Raw genomic sequence first — 17,525 nt, 5'->3', positions numbered from 1 at the left:
AGTGCTTAATCAGAAGCAGTTTCAAAGATAATATGGAACCATCGGTTGCAGACAAAACTCCAATTCCAGCCAAAGTCTGGAGGCGACACACCGATCCACCAGGTTTGTGGATTTCTGTCACCGTCGCTTCAGTGTCTCTCCACTTGCTGGTGTTCTGGTTGTTGATGCGCTCATCAAATATATTTATTCTCTGGTTTCCTCAGGAAAGTCAATCCACGATACCCATTGAATTGATAGACGTTGCTCCTCCAAAAAAATCAACAAGCAAATCGCAATCAACAGCTAAAATAATTTCACCAAAGAAATTATCTTCAACTCAAAAGTCTGTAGCAGCAAGAACTACGCCAAAAAATCAAAATTCTACTGCAATTAAGTCTGCCGATAATCTCCAATCACAGAGAAAAACCGATATTTCTCCAACTAATAATCAACCCTCTTTGCAAAAAAAAGTTCCCAAGCCGATACCTACACCCACAGCTACACCTACACCTACAATTCCAGTGGGTAATCTTCCTTGGAACCGCCGTCAAGATTTAAAATTAGGAAAGGGAACGCCGCTACCATCAGGCCTTCCATCAACTCCTACCCCACAAACTACACCAACTCCACCAAGGGGAACTACACCAACTCCTACCCCACAAACTACACCAACTCCACCAAGGGGAACTACACCAACTCCTACTCCACAAACTACACCAACTCCACCAAGGGGAACTACACCAACTCCTACCCCACAAACTCCGCTAACTCCACCAAGTGGAAGTGCGCCAACTCCCCTTGGGCAAACTTCGCCAACTCCCACAGGACAAATTCCGCCAACTCCCCTTGGGCAAACTTCACCAACTCCCACAGGACAAACTCCGCCAATTCCACCAAGGGAAACTACACCAACTTCTACTCAGGGAGCATCAGTAGCGATCGTAGCTCCTTTACTTAGAGATGAAGTGAGTAACTTGATAAAATCAGGAAAATTTATACAGGATGGTTTGCCAGATGCGATCGCTGTATATAGAGGTAGTAATACAAAACAATTTGACCCCAGTTTTCTCCCCCAAAATTCTGGACTTCAGCCAGCACAACTTTTAGCCAGCTTAGTAATCGATCGCAATGGCAACTTTCAACAAGCCATAGTTTTAGAAATACAACCAGCAACACTGGGAAGCGAAAAAAGTACATATGAGCAAATCCTAAACCAAATTTTCCGAACCGAGAACTTTCTTCCAGCCCAGAATCAAGATGGTACAAAACCAGATTTCAGCAATCTGTATGTCCGAATCAAAATTCAGTCTGCCAATTCCAATTAATTAAATATTTGAATTTTTTTTATAAGTGTGTTATAATTCAGAAGTTGGAAACTTGCGGGCGTAGTTTAGTGGTAAAACTATAGCCTTCCAAGCTATTAATGCGGGTTCGATTCCCGCCGCCCGCTTTGAGAATAAGTAAAAGCTTTTGTTAGATAGTATTTGCTTCTATATACAGCTTCATTTGTCTGGACGCAAAGCATAAAAAAACAAATTTGTCATTAATGGGACAAATCTAATAATCTCATTTATATTTACTCCAGCAGACAAGATGACTGAAGCAACTGCATCTCGCCCTAATAGTTATATCCAGGAAACTGCACCAACGATTCATTACTTGGTGGCAATGCCTGAACCAGAAACTCATCTGTTTGAGGTGACTTTACGCCTTGTGAATTATCCCTGGCCGATTCTTGATTTAAAACTGCCAGTATGGACACCAGGGTCATACTTGGTTCGGGAATACGCCAAAAACTTACAGGATTTTGTGGCTTTTGCGGACGACAAGCCTTTGCCTTGGCAGAAAAACAGTAAAAACCATTGGCAGGTAGATAAAATAGGTGTTTCAGAATTAACTGTACGTTACCGCATTTTTGCCAATGAGCTATCGGTACGGACAAATCACTTGGATGCTACCCACGGTTATTTCAACGGTGCAGCAATATTTTTTAGAATACCTGGCTGGGAAAAACAACCGATTCGTGTCACCATCGTACCACCGTACCCAGAATGGCGGGTCACTACTGCTTTACCTGCCATTAACAACGAAACGAATACTTTTTTGGCTAGCGATTTTGATACTCTCGTGGATAGCCCATTTGAAATTGGTCGCCACGAATTATATCAATTTGAGGTTTTGGGTAAACCCCATGAATTGGCAATTTGGGGACAAGGGAATTATCAAATTCAGCAGATGATTGCTGATATCCAAAAAATTATTCAGGTAGAAGCACAGATGTTCGGCGGTTTGCCCTATGAACGATATGTGTTTTTGTTACATTTATTTAGTCAAGCTTTTGGGGGTTTGGAACATAAAAATTCTTGTTCCTTAATTTATCAGCGTTTTGGGTTTCGCGTTCCAGAAAAATACGATCGCTTTCTGCAATTAGTAGCACATGAGTTCTTTCACTTGTGGAATGTCAAGCGAATTCGCCCAAAAGCATTAGAGGTTTTTGACTATGACCAGGAAAATTACACTCCATGCTTGTGGTTTTGTGAAGGGACTACTAGTTACTACGATTTGTTAATTCCTTTGCGGGCAGGAATTTATGATGCTAAGTCCTATCTGAATCATTTAAGTAAAGAAATTACCAGATATGAGACTACACCGGGGCGGAAAGTACAGCCTCTTGCTGAGTCGAGTTTCGATGCTTGGATTAAACTGTATCGGCCAGATGCCAATAGCGGTAATTCCCAAATTTCCTATTATTTAAAAGGAGAAATGATATCGCTATTGCTGGATTTATTGATTCGCTCAACTCACAGCAATCAGCGTTCCCTCGATGACGTAATGCTGAAAATGTGGCAGCAATTTGGAGAAGCCGAAATTGGCTATACCCAAGAACAGTTGCAAGAAGTTATAGAATCTGTGGCAGGAATTGATTTAGCTGACTTTTTCGAGCGCTACATTCATACCACTGAAGATTTGCCATTTAATCAGTATTTAGAACCCTTTGGTTTACAGTTAGTAGCAGAACAGCAGGAAGAACCATACTTTGGTGTCAGAATCAATACTGAAAATGGACGGGAGATTATTAAGTTTGTAGAAACAGGTTCACCCGCACAAATAGGGGGAATTGATGCGGGTGATGAATTACTGGCAATTAATGGAATTAAGGTAACAGCCAATACTTTAAGCGATCGCCTCAAAGATTACCAAGCAAGCGATCGCATTGAGGTCGCAGTTTTTCACCAAGACGAACTGCGTACTTATTCCATTAAACTAGGTTCACCAAATCCTACCAGGTATCAAGTGAAACCTGTTGATTCTCCCAATTCTACACAGCAGCAAAACTTTGCCGCATGGCTTGGGGTAGCGATCGCAATTGTTTAGGGCATTGGGCATTGGGCATTGGGCATGGGGCATTGGGGATGGGGTATGGGGCAAAGGGTAAACGAAAGATCCCTCCTTTTCCCTTTAACCTTTCCCCTTTTCCCTTAGCAAAGCCAATCCCCAGTACTAAGACGTTTTCACCGCCCCAGAGTAGATCAAACCCCGTTGTAAATCCAGGGTTATAATTGCGCCGTCGCGAATTGCTTGCGTCGCCTGCTTGACGCCGACAATCACTGGCACACCAAGACGTAAACCGATGACTGCTGCGTGACTTGTTAGACTTTCATCTTCCGTAATAATCCCAGCAGCTTTGCGAATTGCCTCTACAAAATGGGCATTAGTGCGGGAAGCAACCAGAATATCTCCGGGATTAAAGTTACTAACATCCATGTCAGTATTAGCCACCCGTGCGCGACCGCTCACCGAACCCTGGCCTAATCCTATTCCATGGCCTAGTATTGCTGTTACTACCTCAACTTTAATCAAATCTGTGGAACCAGAAACTCCCTGGAGTGTACCGGCAGTCATGACTACCAAATCTCCTTCAGATAGTAATTTGAGTTCCTGAGCCACGTTGATTGCAGCTTGGAATGTTTGACCTGTGGAAGGCAATCCCAGTACTAGCAATGGTTTTACTCCCCATACCATTTGTAGTTGTCGCGCCACGTTCACATGGGGTGTGACAGCTAAAACTGGTGTATGGGGACGAAATTTTGAGACATTGCGAGCTGTTGCTCCCGTTTGGGTTAGAGTCATGATTGCTGCGGCTCCCAGTTGTTCGGCAATTTGACTCACAGCTTGGCTAATAGCGTTGGGAATAGAGCGTCTGGTATCTCTAAGTTGACGTACTGCTGAGTCCGCTTCCTCTTGCTCGATGCGCTCGGCGATGCGTGCCATTGTAGCCACTGCTTCCACTGGGTAATTACCTACAGCAGTTTCATTGGAAAGCATCACTGCGTCCGTGCCGTCTAAAATCGCATTGGCTACATCTGACACTTCGGCACGAGTTGGACGAGGATTGCTCACCATGCTGTCTAACATCTGAGTGGCAGTGATGATGGGAATTCCTAAGCGATTTGCTGTTGCAATCAGCCGCTTTTGCAGGACGGGGACATCTTCTGCTGGTAGTTCTACGCCCAAATCGCCTCTGGCCACCATTACGCCATCACACAAAGCCAAAACCGCTTCCATTTGTTCAATGGCCTCGTGTTTTTCAATTTTGGCAATCACCGGCACTTGTTTACCTGTACTGGAAATTAGCTCTTTAATTTCCATTAAATCCTGGGGATTACGGACAAAGGAAAGTGCTACCCAATCTACACCTTGATCTAGACCAAACATCAGATCCTCTCGGTCTTTGTCGGTCATTGCCTTAATTGATAGGTAAACTCCTGGAAAGTTAACGCCTTTATTGTTAGAAAGTTTTCCAGCCACGGTAACGCGACAGTGCAAATCACCTTTATCGCGGTTAATTTCCTCCACTAGCATTTCTACTCGTCCATCATCAAGGAGAATTTTTGCACCAACCGGAACTTCTTGGGCTAAATAATCATAGGTAACACAGCTAATTTCCTGCGTACCAATAACCGGGCGATTTGTTAAGGTGAAGCGATCGCCTTTTGCTACAACTATAGATCCATTGTCAAACTTTCCCAAGCGAATTTTTGGGCCCTGTAAATCTTGGAGAATAGCTACTGGTTGATTAAGTTCAAAAGCAGTTTGTCTAATTAAGCGAATATTACGCTGATGATCTGCATGAGTCCCGTGGGAGAAGTTTAGCCGCAGTGTCGTTGCTCCCGCTTCAATAATCGCCTTCAGCATTTCAGGACTGCTTGTGGCGGGACCAATAGTAGCGACAATTTTTGTCCGGCGTAGAGAATCTCTTAATTGCATAGGGGCTGAATTTAGGGAGCTATCTGGGAAGTCATCGTAACTTTAAATGGCATCTCCTTTCTGGTCACTGCTATAAGATTTAAGCAGTTAGAGTAGGGTTATAGAAGAAATGGGCATGGGCTAAACAGGTTATGGGGTAAGGGAAAGCGGTATGGTTCGACAAGCTCACCAACCGGGGAAAAGGGGAAAGATTAAATTTATTCCTTTTCCCTTTAACCTTTAACCTTTTCCCCGCCTCACCTGATCCCTCATCTCCCTTGACACCCTACTCATGAGCAAAGACTAAGCCTCGTCTGGAATCATAACTTTATTCATCTGCCGATAGGCTAAGCTCTGGATAAATCTTGGTATATAAAAATTTATAAATCTTTACTATTCCCTAATCTTTATCGTATATTCGTAATGTTTGATCGAAAAGTAAGGATTCAATGTCAATAATGCTTGCGTCGGAGGCACAAAAGCCATTAACAATCCCGCCAAAAGAATTTTTAGCACCTCCTGGTGATTTCAATCCAACACAACTGCTGTTTTCGGCTGCTGTAGGAATGTTGGTGTTATCTAACTTTGGTTACTGGCTTTGGGAATGGCCGCACTGGCTATGTTTTAGTGTTAATACTATTGCCTTGCATTGTGCAGGGACAGTAATTCACGATGCCTGTCATCAATCTGCCCATCGCAATCGAATAATTAATGCAATATTAGGACATGGTAGTGCATTGATGTTGGCTTTTGCTTTTCCAGTATTTACACGAGTACATTTGCAGCATCATGGCCATGTGAATCACCCCAAAGATGACCCAGATCATTATGTCTCTACAGGCGGGCCTTTGTGGTTAATTGCATTTCGGTTTTTGTATCATGAAGTATTTTTCTTTCAACGCCGATTGTGGCGGAAATATGAGCTATTAGAATGGTTCATTAGTCGTTTAATTGTCGCTTCAATAATATATATTTCAGTTCAGTACCATTTTTTAGGTTACATTCTTAATTTTTGGTTAGTTCCGGCTTTTGTAGTCGGGATAACACTAGGATTATTTTTTGATTATTTGCCTCATCGTCCTTTTTTAGAGCGCGATCGCTGGAAAAATGCCCGTGTTTATCCTAATTCAATTCTTAATATCTTGATATTAGGACAAAACTATCACTTAATTCATCATTTATGGCCTTCTATTCCTTGGTATAATTACCAGCCTACTTATTACTTGATGAAGCCTCTTTTAGATGAAAAAGGTTGTTATCAGACTTCTGGTTTGTTACAAAAAAAAGACTTTTTTGAATTTCTTTATGACATTTTTTTAGGAATTAGATTTAATCATCATAAGGAATAGTGTTGTTAGATAAAGCGATCGCTACGTGACAACAGTACATCATGAGCAACACAAGCCTTCAAAATCAACTGAGTGCGATCGCTGTACAATTCCATATTTTTGAATGTGTTCCTTCAATGGCAAATCACAACAAAAAGTTAGTAATATTTTCCCATCAATAACACCACGTTCAGCAGCCCAATTACCAATGTAATAGTTTATTCAATTTTCTTTTTTACATATTTGTCTAAATAATTTACACTTTTGACTTAACTGCTGGCTGTGAAGTTTGTAAAGACTGTGGCAAACTCCAGTCTGGACGCAAGCTAGCGGCATTGCGTAAATAAATATGATGAATTGAGGCGGAAGCTGGCAGGTAGGCGTGAATTAAGAAGCGGATACAGCGCTGTAAACTGCCTTCGACATGCATTTGTTGGACATCTAACATTGCCACATTATCCCAACCCGGACGCGATCTGGCGATGGCAGCCGGAAAAATAGCATCTAAATCCCGTGTCACTGAAAAAGTGACACTAATAATGTCACTCGTTTGGAATTGATTCCGGTTTTCTAGTTCATCAAGTAATTCTGTAACCACTTCTCGCATTGCTTCAACAGTATTTTCGGCAACTGTTGTTGCCCCGCGAATAGCCCGCATTTGCCACTCCACGCCAAAATCCTCCTTAAAACAGAAAAGTTAGGAGTCAGGAGTTAGGAGTTAGGAGTTAGGAGTTAAAACTCTTAACTTCTGACTCTTAACTCCTAACTGATGTTAGGGTCGATACAACCACAAGGGTAAACCACTAGTAGACATTTCAAATTCCAGCCAATCTATTCCAGATCGAAGTCCGGATGAAACCTGGCGGCTCCCTGGTAGAACCCGACTCAATAACGGTTTACGTTCTTCTAGGGTATAGCAAAGAGTTTTTTCTGGATCGAGTCCCACTAGTTCTGCTGTCCAACGACGGGCATCTTCTTCTGTACCCAGGCGGTCTACAATACCTAATTCTAGGGCTTGCTGCCCAGTAAAAATCCGTCCATCGGCGAAACTTCTAACGGTTTCTACTGCCAAAGAACGGGCATCAGCTACTGTTTGGACAAACTGCTGATAACTTGTGTCAATCAATTCTTGAAGAATGTTTGCTTCTGGTGGAGTTAGTTCTCGGTCAAAAGCCAAAATATCTTTGTAAGGGCCGGACTTAATTACCTTAAAAGAAACGCCGATTTTTTCTAATAAGCGTTCCAAATTATTCCCACGCAGAATCACACCAATACTACCTGTAATCGTACCTGGGTTAGCCATGATGTGTTCGGCTCCCATACCGATGTAGACTCCTCCAGAAGCCGAAATATTGCCAAAGCTGGCAACGATTTTAATTTTTTCCCGCAAACGCTTGAGGGCACTGTAGATTTCTTGAGAATCTCCCACTGTACCGCCAGGGCTATCGATACGCAGTAATAAAGCCGGAAATTTTTTTTCTTCTACAGTTTTCAGGGCTTCTAAGACGCGTTTGCGAGTAGCGCCGGCGATCGCACCAGTAATTTCAATGCGCGCAATTTGTTTCTTAAACTTGGGCTTAAACGGCCAAACCATGAGTTATCAACATACCTCGTAATAAACTTAATATAAGATGCCCAGCGCTCAAACGACTTTCTTTGTTCTGTGAAAAAACATCAGCAGGGATAATTTCCTGAAAATTTTAATAAATTTTTTGTATTTCCAGAGACTTTGATGTGGCATTTTCGCTGGATGCTGATGGAGTTGTTGTAGATTGTGGCTAATATAAAATACCAAATTCTAGTTTAGCGTCCACTGGGATCGTTAATAAAGGCTATGTTCGCTATTCTTCCGACTGGAAAATTGCAGAATATTTGGTGTCATCCTATTTCAGCAAATAAATGATACAAATCATTTCTCCTGTTGCGTCTTTACTGAATAGTCCTGAAACTTGAGTAAATTTATCAACATTAAAGTGAAATCGTGTTACAAAAATCATACTTGATTGAGTGAAAAACTCGCCCTTACATTAAAAAGGTTGATTCCTTACTTACTACCCAAACAAATAATTTTATCAATCGAGTCAGATTCTTATTATGGTCACACATTTAGGCTAGTTATGAGATTTTAAGTTTGTAGTAAGGACTTTAGTCCTCTAATAAGGACTGAAGTCCTTACTACAAGCAAAAAAAATGATTTTTTGTGACACTTGCGTAAGTCCTGTTAGAAATGAATAACTAATAATTTAAGAAGTATTTAATGAGTAATTTTAACTAATAAAAAACTTATTGAACAAAACTAATGACTATCTATAGAACTCCTATTTAATTGGGTGAAAATAACTCCGTACACCTATATTCTCTGAAACCCTTTTGCCTGTTGCCTATTGGCTATTGCCTGACTACGCATCATTTGAGATATCAAACCGGATTCCTATAGAATGCTCTAGCAAGACTTTGACTTTGGTCAACATAACTTTTTTAGTTTTGTCAATTCATGAGTATCTCAATCAAAGCTATTTTCACTACTTAAGAATCGATTCGTAAAATTTGACCCCGATAACAAACGTAAATGTCAAACAGGGTACCAACAAAACCACAGGTTAAACTGATGACAAATAATCCTCGTAGAGGAGTACCACTACCGAAAGTGGCGAGAAAATGGACAATTCCAGTTGCGATGGCCTCAGTTAAATCTTGTAAGCCAGGAAACTGACCGATTACGAACAACAACAGCAATCCTGTGCCAACCAGAAAAATCGGAGCGACAAAACTAAAAACGAACGTTAGTACCAAGGAGCGGAGAAAGTTAGTGAAAATAGTCATTGAACACAAACTCCGTGAATGAAGATGACAATAGCTAGATAGAGGTTTGTCATTTTCTACAATACGTGCGATCGCTTGCAAGCAGGCAATCTGTCAAAAATCTTAAGTTTTCATTAAAAGAAACTGCCACAAGTTACGCCACATTCCAAAGATATTAAAAACCACTTAGATTTACAAAACACTTGTATAGCAAGGCTTACAGCCGAAGTTAGCACCTATTAATTTCTCACGAACGCGTTTAATACCAGCTTTATTTTCTGAGAACATCTTTAAACTAAGTTAATCTTCTGGGGTTTCAATTGGGCAGTGGGGAGGTGGGGGAGATGGGGAGATGGGGAGTGAGGGAGCAAAGGAACAGGGGAGATGAGTTTTTCCCCTCTGCCCCATGCCCAATGCCCCATGCCCCATTCCCCAATGCCCCATTCCCCATTCCCCATTACTTCCGCTATTCTTAAGGCAGTTACCGAGTTAGCTACAGAACATTGAACCAGACTACATCCAAATCCAGTTTAGGAGAGTGGAGTCAGCGATTGCTGGCAGCGATTTTTTTGGGTGGGCAAGTACTAGTTCACCTATTAAGGGGTAAAATCCATCGGCGCAACACCATAGAGCAAATGGCAACAGTTGGGCCAGATTCCCTTTTTATTGCTTTATTAACGGCTATTTTCGTGGGCGCGGTGTTTACCATCCAGGTAGCACGAGAATTTATTAATTTTGGTGCAGGAAACATTATTGGCGGAGTACTTTCCGTGGCTTTGACACGAGAACTTTCTCCTGTATTAACAGCAGTGGTTTTGGCGGGGCGAGTGGGTTCTGCCTTTGCAGCAGAAATAGGTACTATGCGGGTAACAGAACAAATCGATGCTATGTTGATGCTCAGAACAGATCCAATCGATTATCTAGTTATTCCCCGCGTCCTTGCTTGTTTGTTGATGCTACCAATTTTAACCCTATTGTCTTTGGTCACAGGGATGTTTGGGGGATTTCTAGTTGCGACAAGTATTTACAACCTATCTGATACAGTGTTTCTAGACTCAGCCCGTGACTTTCTTCGCGCTTGGGATATTGTGAGTGCCACTATCAAAGCGTGCTGCTTTGGTATTCTCATCGCTGTAATTGGTTGCAGTTGGGGCTTGACAACGACAGGAGGAGCTAAAGGTGTAGGACAGTCTACTACAACTGCTGTTGTGACTGCCTTGCTAATTATCTTTGTTAGCAACTTCTTTCTTTCTTGGTTAATGTTTCAAGGAACTGGCAGTGCATTCCTGCAAGGATTCTAAAAGTTAAGAGTTGAGATTAAAAGTTAAGAGTTAAGAGTGAGGAGTTAAGAGTTAAGAGTTGAGATTAAAAGTTGAGAATTAAGAGTGAGGAGTTATCAGTGATGGCAGGGAACAGGCAATAAGCAAAAAGTAACAGGCAAAGAAAGTCTCATCAGGTCAGGGTTTTAGGAGCAGTTTATGTCTTAAACTATGTTTTAACCGCTATATGAGTCAAAGCTCCTAACTCCTAACTCCTAACCCCTAACTCCTAACCCCTAACCCCTAACTCCTAACTCCTAACCCCTAACCCCTAACTCCTAACTCCTAACTCCTAACCCCTAACCTCTAACTCCTAACCCCTAACTCCTAAAATAAAAGAGATATGTAGTAACAAAGCAGGATTTAAGACTGTGACCACTTCATTTGCCCCTAACTCCACTGCAACTGTGGAACTCAAGCCTAGTTACAATATACCTGTGGTGTTGGCGATCGCTGCTATTCCACTAATATTGCTACAACCGTGGATAGGCTCTATTGTCATGCTGTTTGGCTTGTTTTTGATGTTTCAAACCTTAACACTGCGCTTGCAATTTACCGCTACCGATTTAGATATTTACAGAGGCGAAAAATTGATTCGACGTTTTCCCTACCAGGAATGGCAAAATTGGCGTATCTTCTGGAATAAAGTCCCCATATTGTTTTACTTTAAAGAAGTTAAAAGCATTCACTTTTTGCCTATTTTATTTGACCCCAACACCTTGAAAACTTGCTTGGAACAACGTTGTCCGCATATTTAGTACTAAGTCTTGACTCACAAAAGATTTGAGCGGTAAAAGCCGCCGCTCAAATTTATGTAGTAATGACAAGTAGTTCTAATCTATACTCAAAGCCTAAAATTGAGTACCTCCCAAAACTTAGAACTTTGAAAGCTTGTTAATTGTAATATTTCTGAAAGTTATTTATTCGCATCATAGGAATTACAGTATTGTTTATGAACCCAGAGGCATCTCAAACCCCAGAACCAATTGATGAATGGTTGACACAAGAAGAACAAACCAATGGAGTCGAACATCCAACAAACCCATCTGTTGATTCACTGCCAGAAACAGCACCTATTGGCTCATCAGAAGAGGACGCAAGTTTTGATTCAACTATTTCTAATACAGCCGATGAGGTAAATTCTACGGTAGAGCCAACAGAAAGTTCCAATGGCGAATTTTTACAGCAGTTGGAACCGGAAACTGCCACACTGGGTTCAGACACATTAAAATCAGAAGACAGTTTATTATACGTTGCAACAGAGCAGCGAGTAGCAAAGTTGCAGAGTACTGAAGCAGCACTGAAAGAAGAAATAGCTAACCTGCAAGCTTCTTACAAAATCCTTCAGGCACAATTGAGTGAAACTCAAACTTCTCTGGGACAACTCGTAAAAGAATCACTAGTGCAGTTAGAACAACGCAAACAAGCCCTGCAAATTTCCATAGAACAGCTTGAACGTCGTCAAGAACGTATCCGCAACGAAATGCGAACCACTTTTGCGGGAGCATCCCAAGACTTGGCAATTCGAGTGCAGGGTTTTAAAGATTATCTCACGGGTAGCTTACAGGATTTGGCCGCTGCTGCTGAGCAGCTGCAACTAACGCCAGCTGTGGTGGAAAGAGAAAAACCGAATATCAAAGAGGTGAAACCAGCCGAACCTCAACCAGGAATACCGCAATTTGCCCAACAACAGTTTCAAGATACTACAAAGCAAATTCGCCGTTTAATTGACCAATACCGCAATAAGCCAGATTACTATGGCCCCGCTTGGCAGTTACGCCGGACGTTTGAGCCAGTCCATGCAGAACGAGTTTCTAATTGGTTTTTCAGCCAAGGAGGACGGGGTGCTTTGCGGACGATGGGTAGTCGCTTGCAGAATATCCTAATTGCCTCTGCTGCAATTTCGATATTACACAAGCTGTATGGCGATCGCGTCCGTACTTTAGTTTTAGCTAATACACCAGAGCGATTAGGTGAATGGCGTCGCGGCTTGCAAGACTGCCTGGGAATAGGTCGCCCAGATTTTGGCCCAGACAGAGGCGTGGTATTATTTGAGGCATCGGAAGCTGTAGCCCAAAAAGCAGATCGGTTGGTAAAAGCCAATCAATTGCCTTTAATTATTATTGATGATTCAGAAGAGCAAATCAGTTTGTCTCTGCTGCAATTTCCTCTATGGTTAGCCTTTGCCCCCGACCCCAAAACAGTGAGAAACTATGATGATGACTTTTAATTTAGTCATTGGGCATAGGTCATAGGGCATAGGGCATTGGGAAAGAGTTTTTGAATTTTGAATACTTCGGCTGCGCTCAGTACAAGTTTTGAATTTTGAATTGTTATCATGGCTATCTGGTTAACTCTGTGCGGAGTAACTGTATTTATAGCTTACCTACTGGGTTCCTTTCCCACCGGGTACATTGCTGTCAAGCAGTTAAAAGGTATTGATATTCGAGAAGTTGGTTCTGGTTCCACTGGCGCAACAAATGTGCTAAGAACTTTGGGTAAAGGGCCAGGAGCATTCGTTTTAGTACTTGATTCCTTGAAGGGAGCATTAGCGATCGCTCTTGGTTATTGGTTGTTCAATTTTGCCACTAGTCAAAATATTATCCCTCCAACGGTAGATGTAAAATTATGGCAACCGTGGGTAGTAACTTTAGTTGGTTTAGCTGCGATTCTTGGACATAGTAAATCAATTTTTTTAGGCTTCACTGGTGGTAAATCCGTTGCTACCAGCTTGGGGATTTTGTTGGCAATGAATTGGCAGGTAGGTTTGGCAACAGCAGGTGTATTTGCCGTTGTTGTAGCTATATCGCGGATTGTTTCTTTGAGTTCAATAGCAGGGGCGATGGCTGTTTCTATTTTTATGTTGCTTTTGCGTCAACCTTTACCATATATTTTGTTTGGTATTGCTGGTGGGTTATATGTGATTTTGCGCCATCGTAGTAACATAGAACGACTAATTGCTGGCACTGAGCCAAAAATTGGGCAAAATTTATCCACAGAACCGAAACAAACTGCATAGTTAGCAATAGGCAATAGCCTGCCATAACTAAAGAATTTGCAAAACAACTAGTGTCATATCATCGGTATTTTGCTTATCAGCACCGATGAATTTCTGAACTTGGTCGAATAAATAATCGACAATTTCCTGCGGCCCGTTGCAGTATTTACAAGCTGTATTGAAATCAGCAATAAAGTTTTCTTCGTCAAAGCGATCGCCACTAGCTGCCGCAGCATCCGTCAAACCATCTGTATAGTAAATAATTGTATCTCCAGGTTCTAGCTGTGCCTGGGCATCTTCATATTGGCTGTTAGCATCTAAACCAATCAGCATTCCTAAAGTATCTAAACGGCTAACAGTTTTCGTAGCGGCGTGCCACCATAAGGGAGGGTTGTGTGCTGCATTGCTATAAGACAAAACTCGATTATGGGGATTATATTCTGAGTAAAAAAGCGTTACAAAGCGATGCGAATTTTCTAAATCCGCATACATAACTCGATTTAAGTTTTGTAGAATTCCGGCTGGAGAATTACCGTGTAAAACTTCTCCTCGTAGCATTCCCCGCATCATTGTCATAATCAGCCCAGCGGGAACACCTTTGCCCATAACATCTCCAATCACCAAACCCCAACGACCAGTTCCTGTGCCATTTTTAGCGTTTGACTGAATTTGATTATTATTAGTAGCAATAAAGTCGTAATAATCTCCACCTACCCGATTGGCAGGTTTACAACGTGCTGCCAAGACTGCACCAGGTATTGTAGGACATTGCCGCGGCAGAAGTCGCCGTTGAATTTCTGCGCCAATCTCTAGTTCTTGGTCTAAACGTTCTTTTTTTCTCAGTTCTACAGCTAGTTCATCGTTTTCGATGGCTACTGCTGTTTGGTCTGCCACTAACCTAACTAATTTTTGCCTGGTTTCCGTCCAGCTATATTCCGGATCGCGACTCAAAACATACAGCCAACCCCTTTCTGTATGCTTGACTAAAATCGCCGTTCCAAAGATTTGCACATCTGGCCCCAAATAGCGATGCATTTGGTCATCCAAAATCCCTGTAGTACTTGCTAAAGGGGCAGCGTTGGGTACAAGTGTGATTTGACTGCTAGCTATTTCTAGTGCCTTGCGGATATTCTTTCGCTGGTGGCTATCTTGCCAGTGTAGTTGTTCTAACCTGACTTGACCATTAGGTTTGTAAAGAAACAAGGCGCTACCATCAGCATCTGTGACCCTTGTTGCCATCAGCGGAATCAGTTCCAAAAACTGATTCAAATTGTTGAAGCTTCTAAGTGCGAATCCAAGAGAACTGAGCAAATCTTGAATTTTATTCTGTTCCCGGTGCAACCTTGCCACGAGTTCTTTCAGCGCTACGACTGGTGTGACATCAGTCGTGGCACTACTATTGTTGTCAGTGGGTTGAGAGGGCAGTTGAGACACAGGCACAGTTTTTTTACACTTTATTTTTGGTAGGTTTGAAATTATTTATAAATTTTGTCGCTTTAATATTGCTAAACCATATTTAGACAAGACTTGTGATTTTAGCAAGAGTATAAAGACGTAACAGGTAAATTTTATGAGTATTTTATTTGCTAATTACATTCTTGATTCCAGATTCCTCAGTTGTAATTCTATATTTTTAATCAAAATCTAATCTCTCAAAAATCGTAATTTGGGATGACACTTGGCGGGGTTTTTCATTTTTTCATAACTGAAGTGCCAAAACATATCTCTCTAGTTGTAAAAATATTTTAATCAAAGAATAATTACTCAGGTTTTTAGAGGAAGTGTTGGTTTTGTCCTTCATCATTTCTTCATAATGACCAATGACTAGTAACCAAATGTTTTAAATTTCCAGATTTACTTCACAAAAGATTATTGGATACTTTCGGGAGTATTAGATTTAAAGAGGCTTGAGAGTGGGGAAGCATTTTAATCACAGGAGTTGATGATTTTAGGACTTAAACTGTTTCCGGTATTTTGTTTGTGGTTAATTCCAGCGATAATATCAGATTAAGTGACTCCTAAATGTATCATTTTGTCAACCAAATTTTTAAGCTCAATTTTTCGGACTACTCATCTGTCAAGCCAAGTTTGCAGAATTTAAAACAGTCCATATCCCCCATCCCTCTCAAGTTGCCACTTTTGACTTAAGGAATTGCTAACCGCTTAACAGGGCTTCAACAAACTCGTAGCTAGAAAAGGGGCGGAGGTCTTCAATACCTTCACCAGCACCAATAAAGCGAATGGGTAAACCTAATTGTTGCACAACAGCAAGGGCAACACCGCCTTTGGCAGTGCCATCAAGCTTGGTTAAGACAACGCCACTTAGTTGGGCAGCTTGGGAGAAAACTTCAGCTTGCCGCAGTCCATTTTGACCTAAAGTGGCATCTAGAACCAACAGTGATTCTACTTTTGCATTTGGGGCTTTTTTATCGATAATTCGGCGAATTTTACTGAGTTCGTCCATTAAATTTTTCTTATTTTGCAGTCGCCCAGCAGTATCTACGAGAAGTAATTCTGTTTGACGTGCTTGGGCGGCAGCGATCGCATCGAATACAACTGCTGCTGGATCTGTATTCTTTCCGGGATTGGCAATGACTTCAACGCCACTTCTGCTACCCCAAACTTTGACTTGTTCTACAGCCGCAGCACGGAAAGTGTCTGCTGCTCCAATCAAACATTTATAACCAGATTTTTGCCCCAGGTGGGCAATTTTGCCAATGGTGGTGGTTTTGCCAGCACCATTTACCCCAGTGATTAACCAAATGTTTAAAGTTTCTTTTTCTGGGGCAAAGCTAGATTTGTGGGATGTTTTGTTTGGTGCATCTAGCATATCCCGGAGAATTTTTTTCAAATAAGCGATCGCTTCTTCTGGCGGAGTGACTTCTTGGAGTAATTTTTTTTGTAGGGCATCGATAATCAAATCTGTGGCTTCTACTCCCACATCAGCTTGCAGCAGCAACGACTCTATTTCTGATACCGCAGCTTGGTTAAGGGGCCCTTGGCCAACGATCGCTTTTAGTTGGTTGAGGATGTTACGGCGAGTTTTATCTAAACCTTGCCGCAGCTTTTTGAGCCAGGTAATTTCTTCAATAGAAACGTCTTGTGCGCGTCTACCTTGGGCTGCTAACACTTCCGCTGACCAGACAAATCCATCATCAAATACTAGTTCGGGGATTTCCTCTTCTGTTTTTGATGCTGGCTGTACTACCTCTGGTTCTGGGACTTCAATGGCGCTGGCTATGAGTTGTTCCAGCTTTGCTTGCCGTTCCGCCGCCGCACGTTCTAGGAAGGATGGTGCTGTTGGCTGTGTTGCCTCTGGCGTAGTTTGTGGTTCAACGGGTGTTGTCTGTACTTCACTTGTGGTTAATTCTGAGCTGGAGACATCCGGTTCCTTAGTAATTGCAGCCACTACAGAATCTTCTGTAGTTTCTTCCTCTGTAGTAGATTCTTCTGTGGTTGTGTGGATATCTTGTACCTGTGTTGCTTCTGGGCTGGTGACAGCAGGTTCCTCAGTAACTTGAGTTTCTACAGTTTCTTGAGAAGTTGTAGTTTCAGTAGCCTCAGCGGCTTCTGTTGATGAATCAGGCGGAGTTTCTACTGTCTGAGATTGTTGTTTTTGTTGGATATTTTTGTAAGCAGCTTTAGCGAACGCTAACAAGTCTGCTGTTGTACTATCTGAGGAAGTTTCGGCTGTCTCTGGTTGGGGTTCTTGTACAGCAGGAGTTTCTTCCTGCTTCTCAACAGAGGAGGAGTCAGACGGATCGTTATATTGACGGCGGAACCAGTTAAAAACCATTGCAGCAGTATTACTTGTTGTTATAAGTTACGAATTATGAGTTTAATTTAACTTGT

General features: G+C 41.9%; 14 protein-coding genes and 1 tRNA gene. 9 read left to right on the top strand and 6 right to left on the bottom strand.

The features are described from left to right. Positions 1–32: 32 nt before the first annotated feature. From VF06_RS40310 to VF06_RS04740, 3 genes are all read left to right on the top strand, one after another. Positions 33–1,304: a hypothetical protein gene (locus VF06_RS40310; protein ID WP_180267247.1), complete on the top strand. Its 1,272-nt coding sequence runs from the start codon at positions 33–35 to the stop codon at positions 1,302–1,304. Between the two features lie 54 nt (positions 1,305–1,358). Next, positions 1,359–1,429 (top strand) — tRNA-Gly (locus VF06_RS04745). A gap of 143 nt (positions 1,430–1,572) precedes the next feature. After that, positions 1,573–3,354 (top strand): M61 family metallopeptidase, encoded by a 1,782-nt coding sequence (locus tag VF06_RS04740; protein ID WP_099067358.1) that lies wholly within the window; start codon positions 1,573–1,575, stop codon positions 3,352–3,354. A gap of 126 nt (positions 3,355–3,480) precedes the next feature. Here the strand turns inward: VF06_RS04740 and pyk are convergent, their stop codons facing one another. After that, entirely contained in the window at positions 3,481–5,247 is a 1,767-nt protein-coding gene (gene pyk, locus VF06_RS04735) for a pyruvate kinase (RefSeq protein WP_099067357.1), read from the bottom strand. A gap of 437 nt (positions 5,248–5,684) precedes the next feature. Here pyk and crtR point away from each other — a divergent pair, with 437 nt between their 5' ends. Continuing rightward, positions 5,685–6,575 (top strand): beta-carotene hydroxylase, encoded by an 891-nt coding sequence (gene crtR, locus VF06_RS04730; protein ID WP_099067356.1) that lies wholly within the window; start codon positions 5,685–5,687, stop codon positions 6,573–6,575. Between the two features lie 235 nt (positions 6,576–6,810). On the opposite strand, the gene aroH is transcribed toward crtR, so the two are convergent. The 3 genes from aroH to VF06_RS04715 form a co-directional block, all read right to left on the bottom strand. Further along, complete coding sequence (gene aroH / locus VF06_RS04725; protein ID WP_099067355.1) at positions 6,811–7,224, bottom strand: chorismate mutase; 414 nt, start codon at positions 7,222–7,224, stop codon at positions 6,811–6,813. Positions 7,225–7,326: 102 nt separating this feature from the next. After that, positions 7,327–8,148, bottom strand: coding sequence for a signal peptide peptidase SppA (gene sppA / locus VF06_RS04720; protein WP_099067354.1), 822 nt, complete (start codon positions 8,146–8,148; stop codon positions 7,327–7,329). 932 nt (positions 8,149–9,080) lie between these two features. Next, entirely contained in the window at positions 9,081–9,377 is a 297-nt protein-coding gene (locus VF06_RS04715) for a hypothetical protein (protein WP_099067353.1), read from the bottom strand. 323 nt (positions 9,378–9,700) lie between these two features. Between VF06_RS04715 and VF06_RS42390 the strand changes: the two genes are divergently transcribed. From VF06_RS42390 to plsY, 5 genes are all read left to right on the top strand, one after another. After that, a complete protein-coding gene (locus VF06_RS42390; protein WP_257207461.1) occupies positions 9,701–9,832 on the top strand; it encodes a hypothetical protein in 132 nt (43 codons plus the stop codon). A 27-nt stretch (positions 9,833–9,859) separates the two neighbouring features. Continuing rightward, the gene (locus VF06_RS04710; protein ID WP_099067352.1) at positions 9,860–10,657 is read left to right on the top strand and encodes an MlaE family lipid ABC transporter permease subunit; all 798 of its coding nucleotides are present in this window, start codon (positions 9,860–9,862) and stop codon (positions 10,655–10,657) included. Between the two features lie 359 nt (positions 10,658–11,016). After that, the gene (locus VF06_RS04705; RefSeq protein ID WP_099067351.1) at positions 11,017–11,433 is read left to right on the top strand and encodes a DUF3119 family protein; all 417 of its coding nucleotides are present in this window, start codon (positions 11,017–11,019) and stop codon (positions 11,431–11,433) included. 194 nt (positions 11,434–11,627) lie between these two features. Continuing rightward, a complete protein-coding gene (locus tag VF06_RS04700) occupies positions 11,628–12,905 on the top strand; it encodes a DUF3086 domain-containing protein (RefSeq protein WP_099067350.1) in 1,278 nt (425 codons plus the stop codon). Between the two features lie 108 nt (positions 12,906–13,013). After that, complete coding sequence (plsY, locus tag VF06_RS04695) at positions 13,014–13,694, top strand: glycerol-3-phosphate 1-O-acyltransferase PlsY (RefSeq protein WP_099067349.1); 681 nt, start codon at positions 13,014–13,016, stop codon at positions 13,692–13,694. 27 nt (positions 13,695–13,721) lie between these two features. Here the strand turns inward: plsY and VF06_RS04690 are convergent, their stop codons facing one another. Together VF06_RS04690 and ftsY are read right to left on the bottom strand one after the other, a co-directional pair. Continuing rightward, on the bottom strand, positions 13,722–15,113 hold the full coding sequence (locus VF06_RS04690; protein WP_099067348.1) for a PP2C family protein-serine/threonine phosphatase: 1,392 nt from the start codon (positions 15,111–15,113) through the stop codon (positions 13,722–13,724). A gap of 715 nt (positions 15,114–15,828) precedes the next feature. Next, positions 15,829–17,469, bottom strand: coding sequence for a signal recognition particle-docking protein FtsY (ftsY, locus tag VF06_RS04685; protein WP_099067347.1), 1,641 nt, complete (start codon positions 17,467–17,469; stop codon positions 15,829–15,831). Positions 17,470–17,525 lie beyond the last annotated feature (56 nt).

Origin of the sequence: Nostoc linckia z4 (genome assembly GCF_002608075.1) — a bacterium.
Lineage (GTDB): Bacteria > Cyanobacteriota > Cyanobacteriia > Cyanobacteriales > Nostocaceae > Nostoc > Nostoc linckia.
Note: the sequence above shows the minus strand (reverse complement) of the source record. Positions and strands in the feature narration are given on the sequence as shown.

Excerpts from the sequence above, each read along its gene's own strand:
- crtR (WP_099067356.1), top strand. The coding sequence starts at position 5,685 with ATGCTTGCGTCGGAGGCACAAAAGCCATTAACAATCCCGCCAAAAGAA.
- sppA (WP_099067354.1), bottom strand. The coding sequence starts at position 8,148 with ATGGTTTGGCCGTTTAAGCCCAAGTTTAAGAAACAAATTGCGCGCATT.
- pyk (WP_099067357.1), bottom strand. The coding sequence starts at position 5,247 with ATGCAATTAAGAGATTCTCTACGCCGGACAAAAATTGTCGCTACTATT.
- VF06_RS04740 (WP_099067358.1), top strand. The coding sequence starts at position 1,573 with ATGACTGAAGCAACTGCATCTCGCCCTAATAGTTATATCCAGGAAACT.
- VF06_RS42390 (WP_257207461.1), top strand. The coding sequence starts at position 9,701 with ATGGGGAGATGGGGAGTGAGGGAGCAAAGGAACAGGGGAGATGAGTTT.
- VF06_RS40310 (WP_180267247.1), top strand. The coding sequence starts at position 33 with ATGGAACCATCGGTTGCAGACAAAACTCCAATTCCAGCCAAAGTCTGG.
- ftsY (WP_099067347.1), bottom strand. The coding sequence starts at position 17,469 with ATGGTTTTTAACTGGTTCCGCCGTCAATATAACGATCCGTCTGACTCC.
- VF06_RS04700 (WP_099067350.1), top strand. The coding sequence starts at position 11,628 with ATGAACCCAGAGGCATCTCAAACCCCAGAACCAATTGATGAATGGTTG.
- plsY (WP_099067349.1), top strand. The coding sequence starts at position 13,014 with ATGGCTATCTGGTTAACTCTGTGCGGAGTAACTGTATTTATAGCTTAC.
- VF06_RS04715 (WP_099067353.1), bottom strand. The coding sequence starts at position 9,377 with ATGACTATTTTCACTAACTTTCTCCGCTCCTTGGTACTAACGTTCGTT.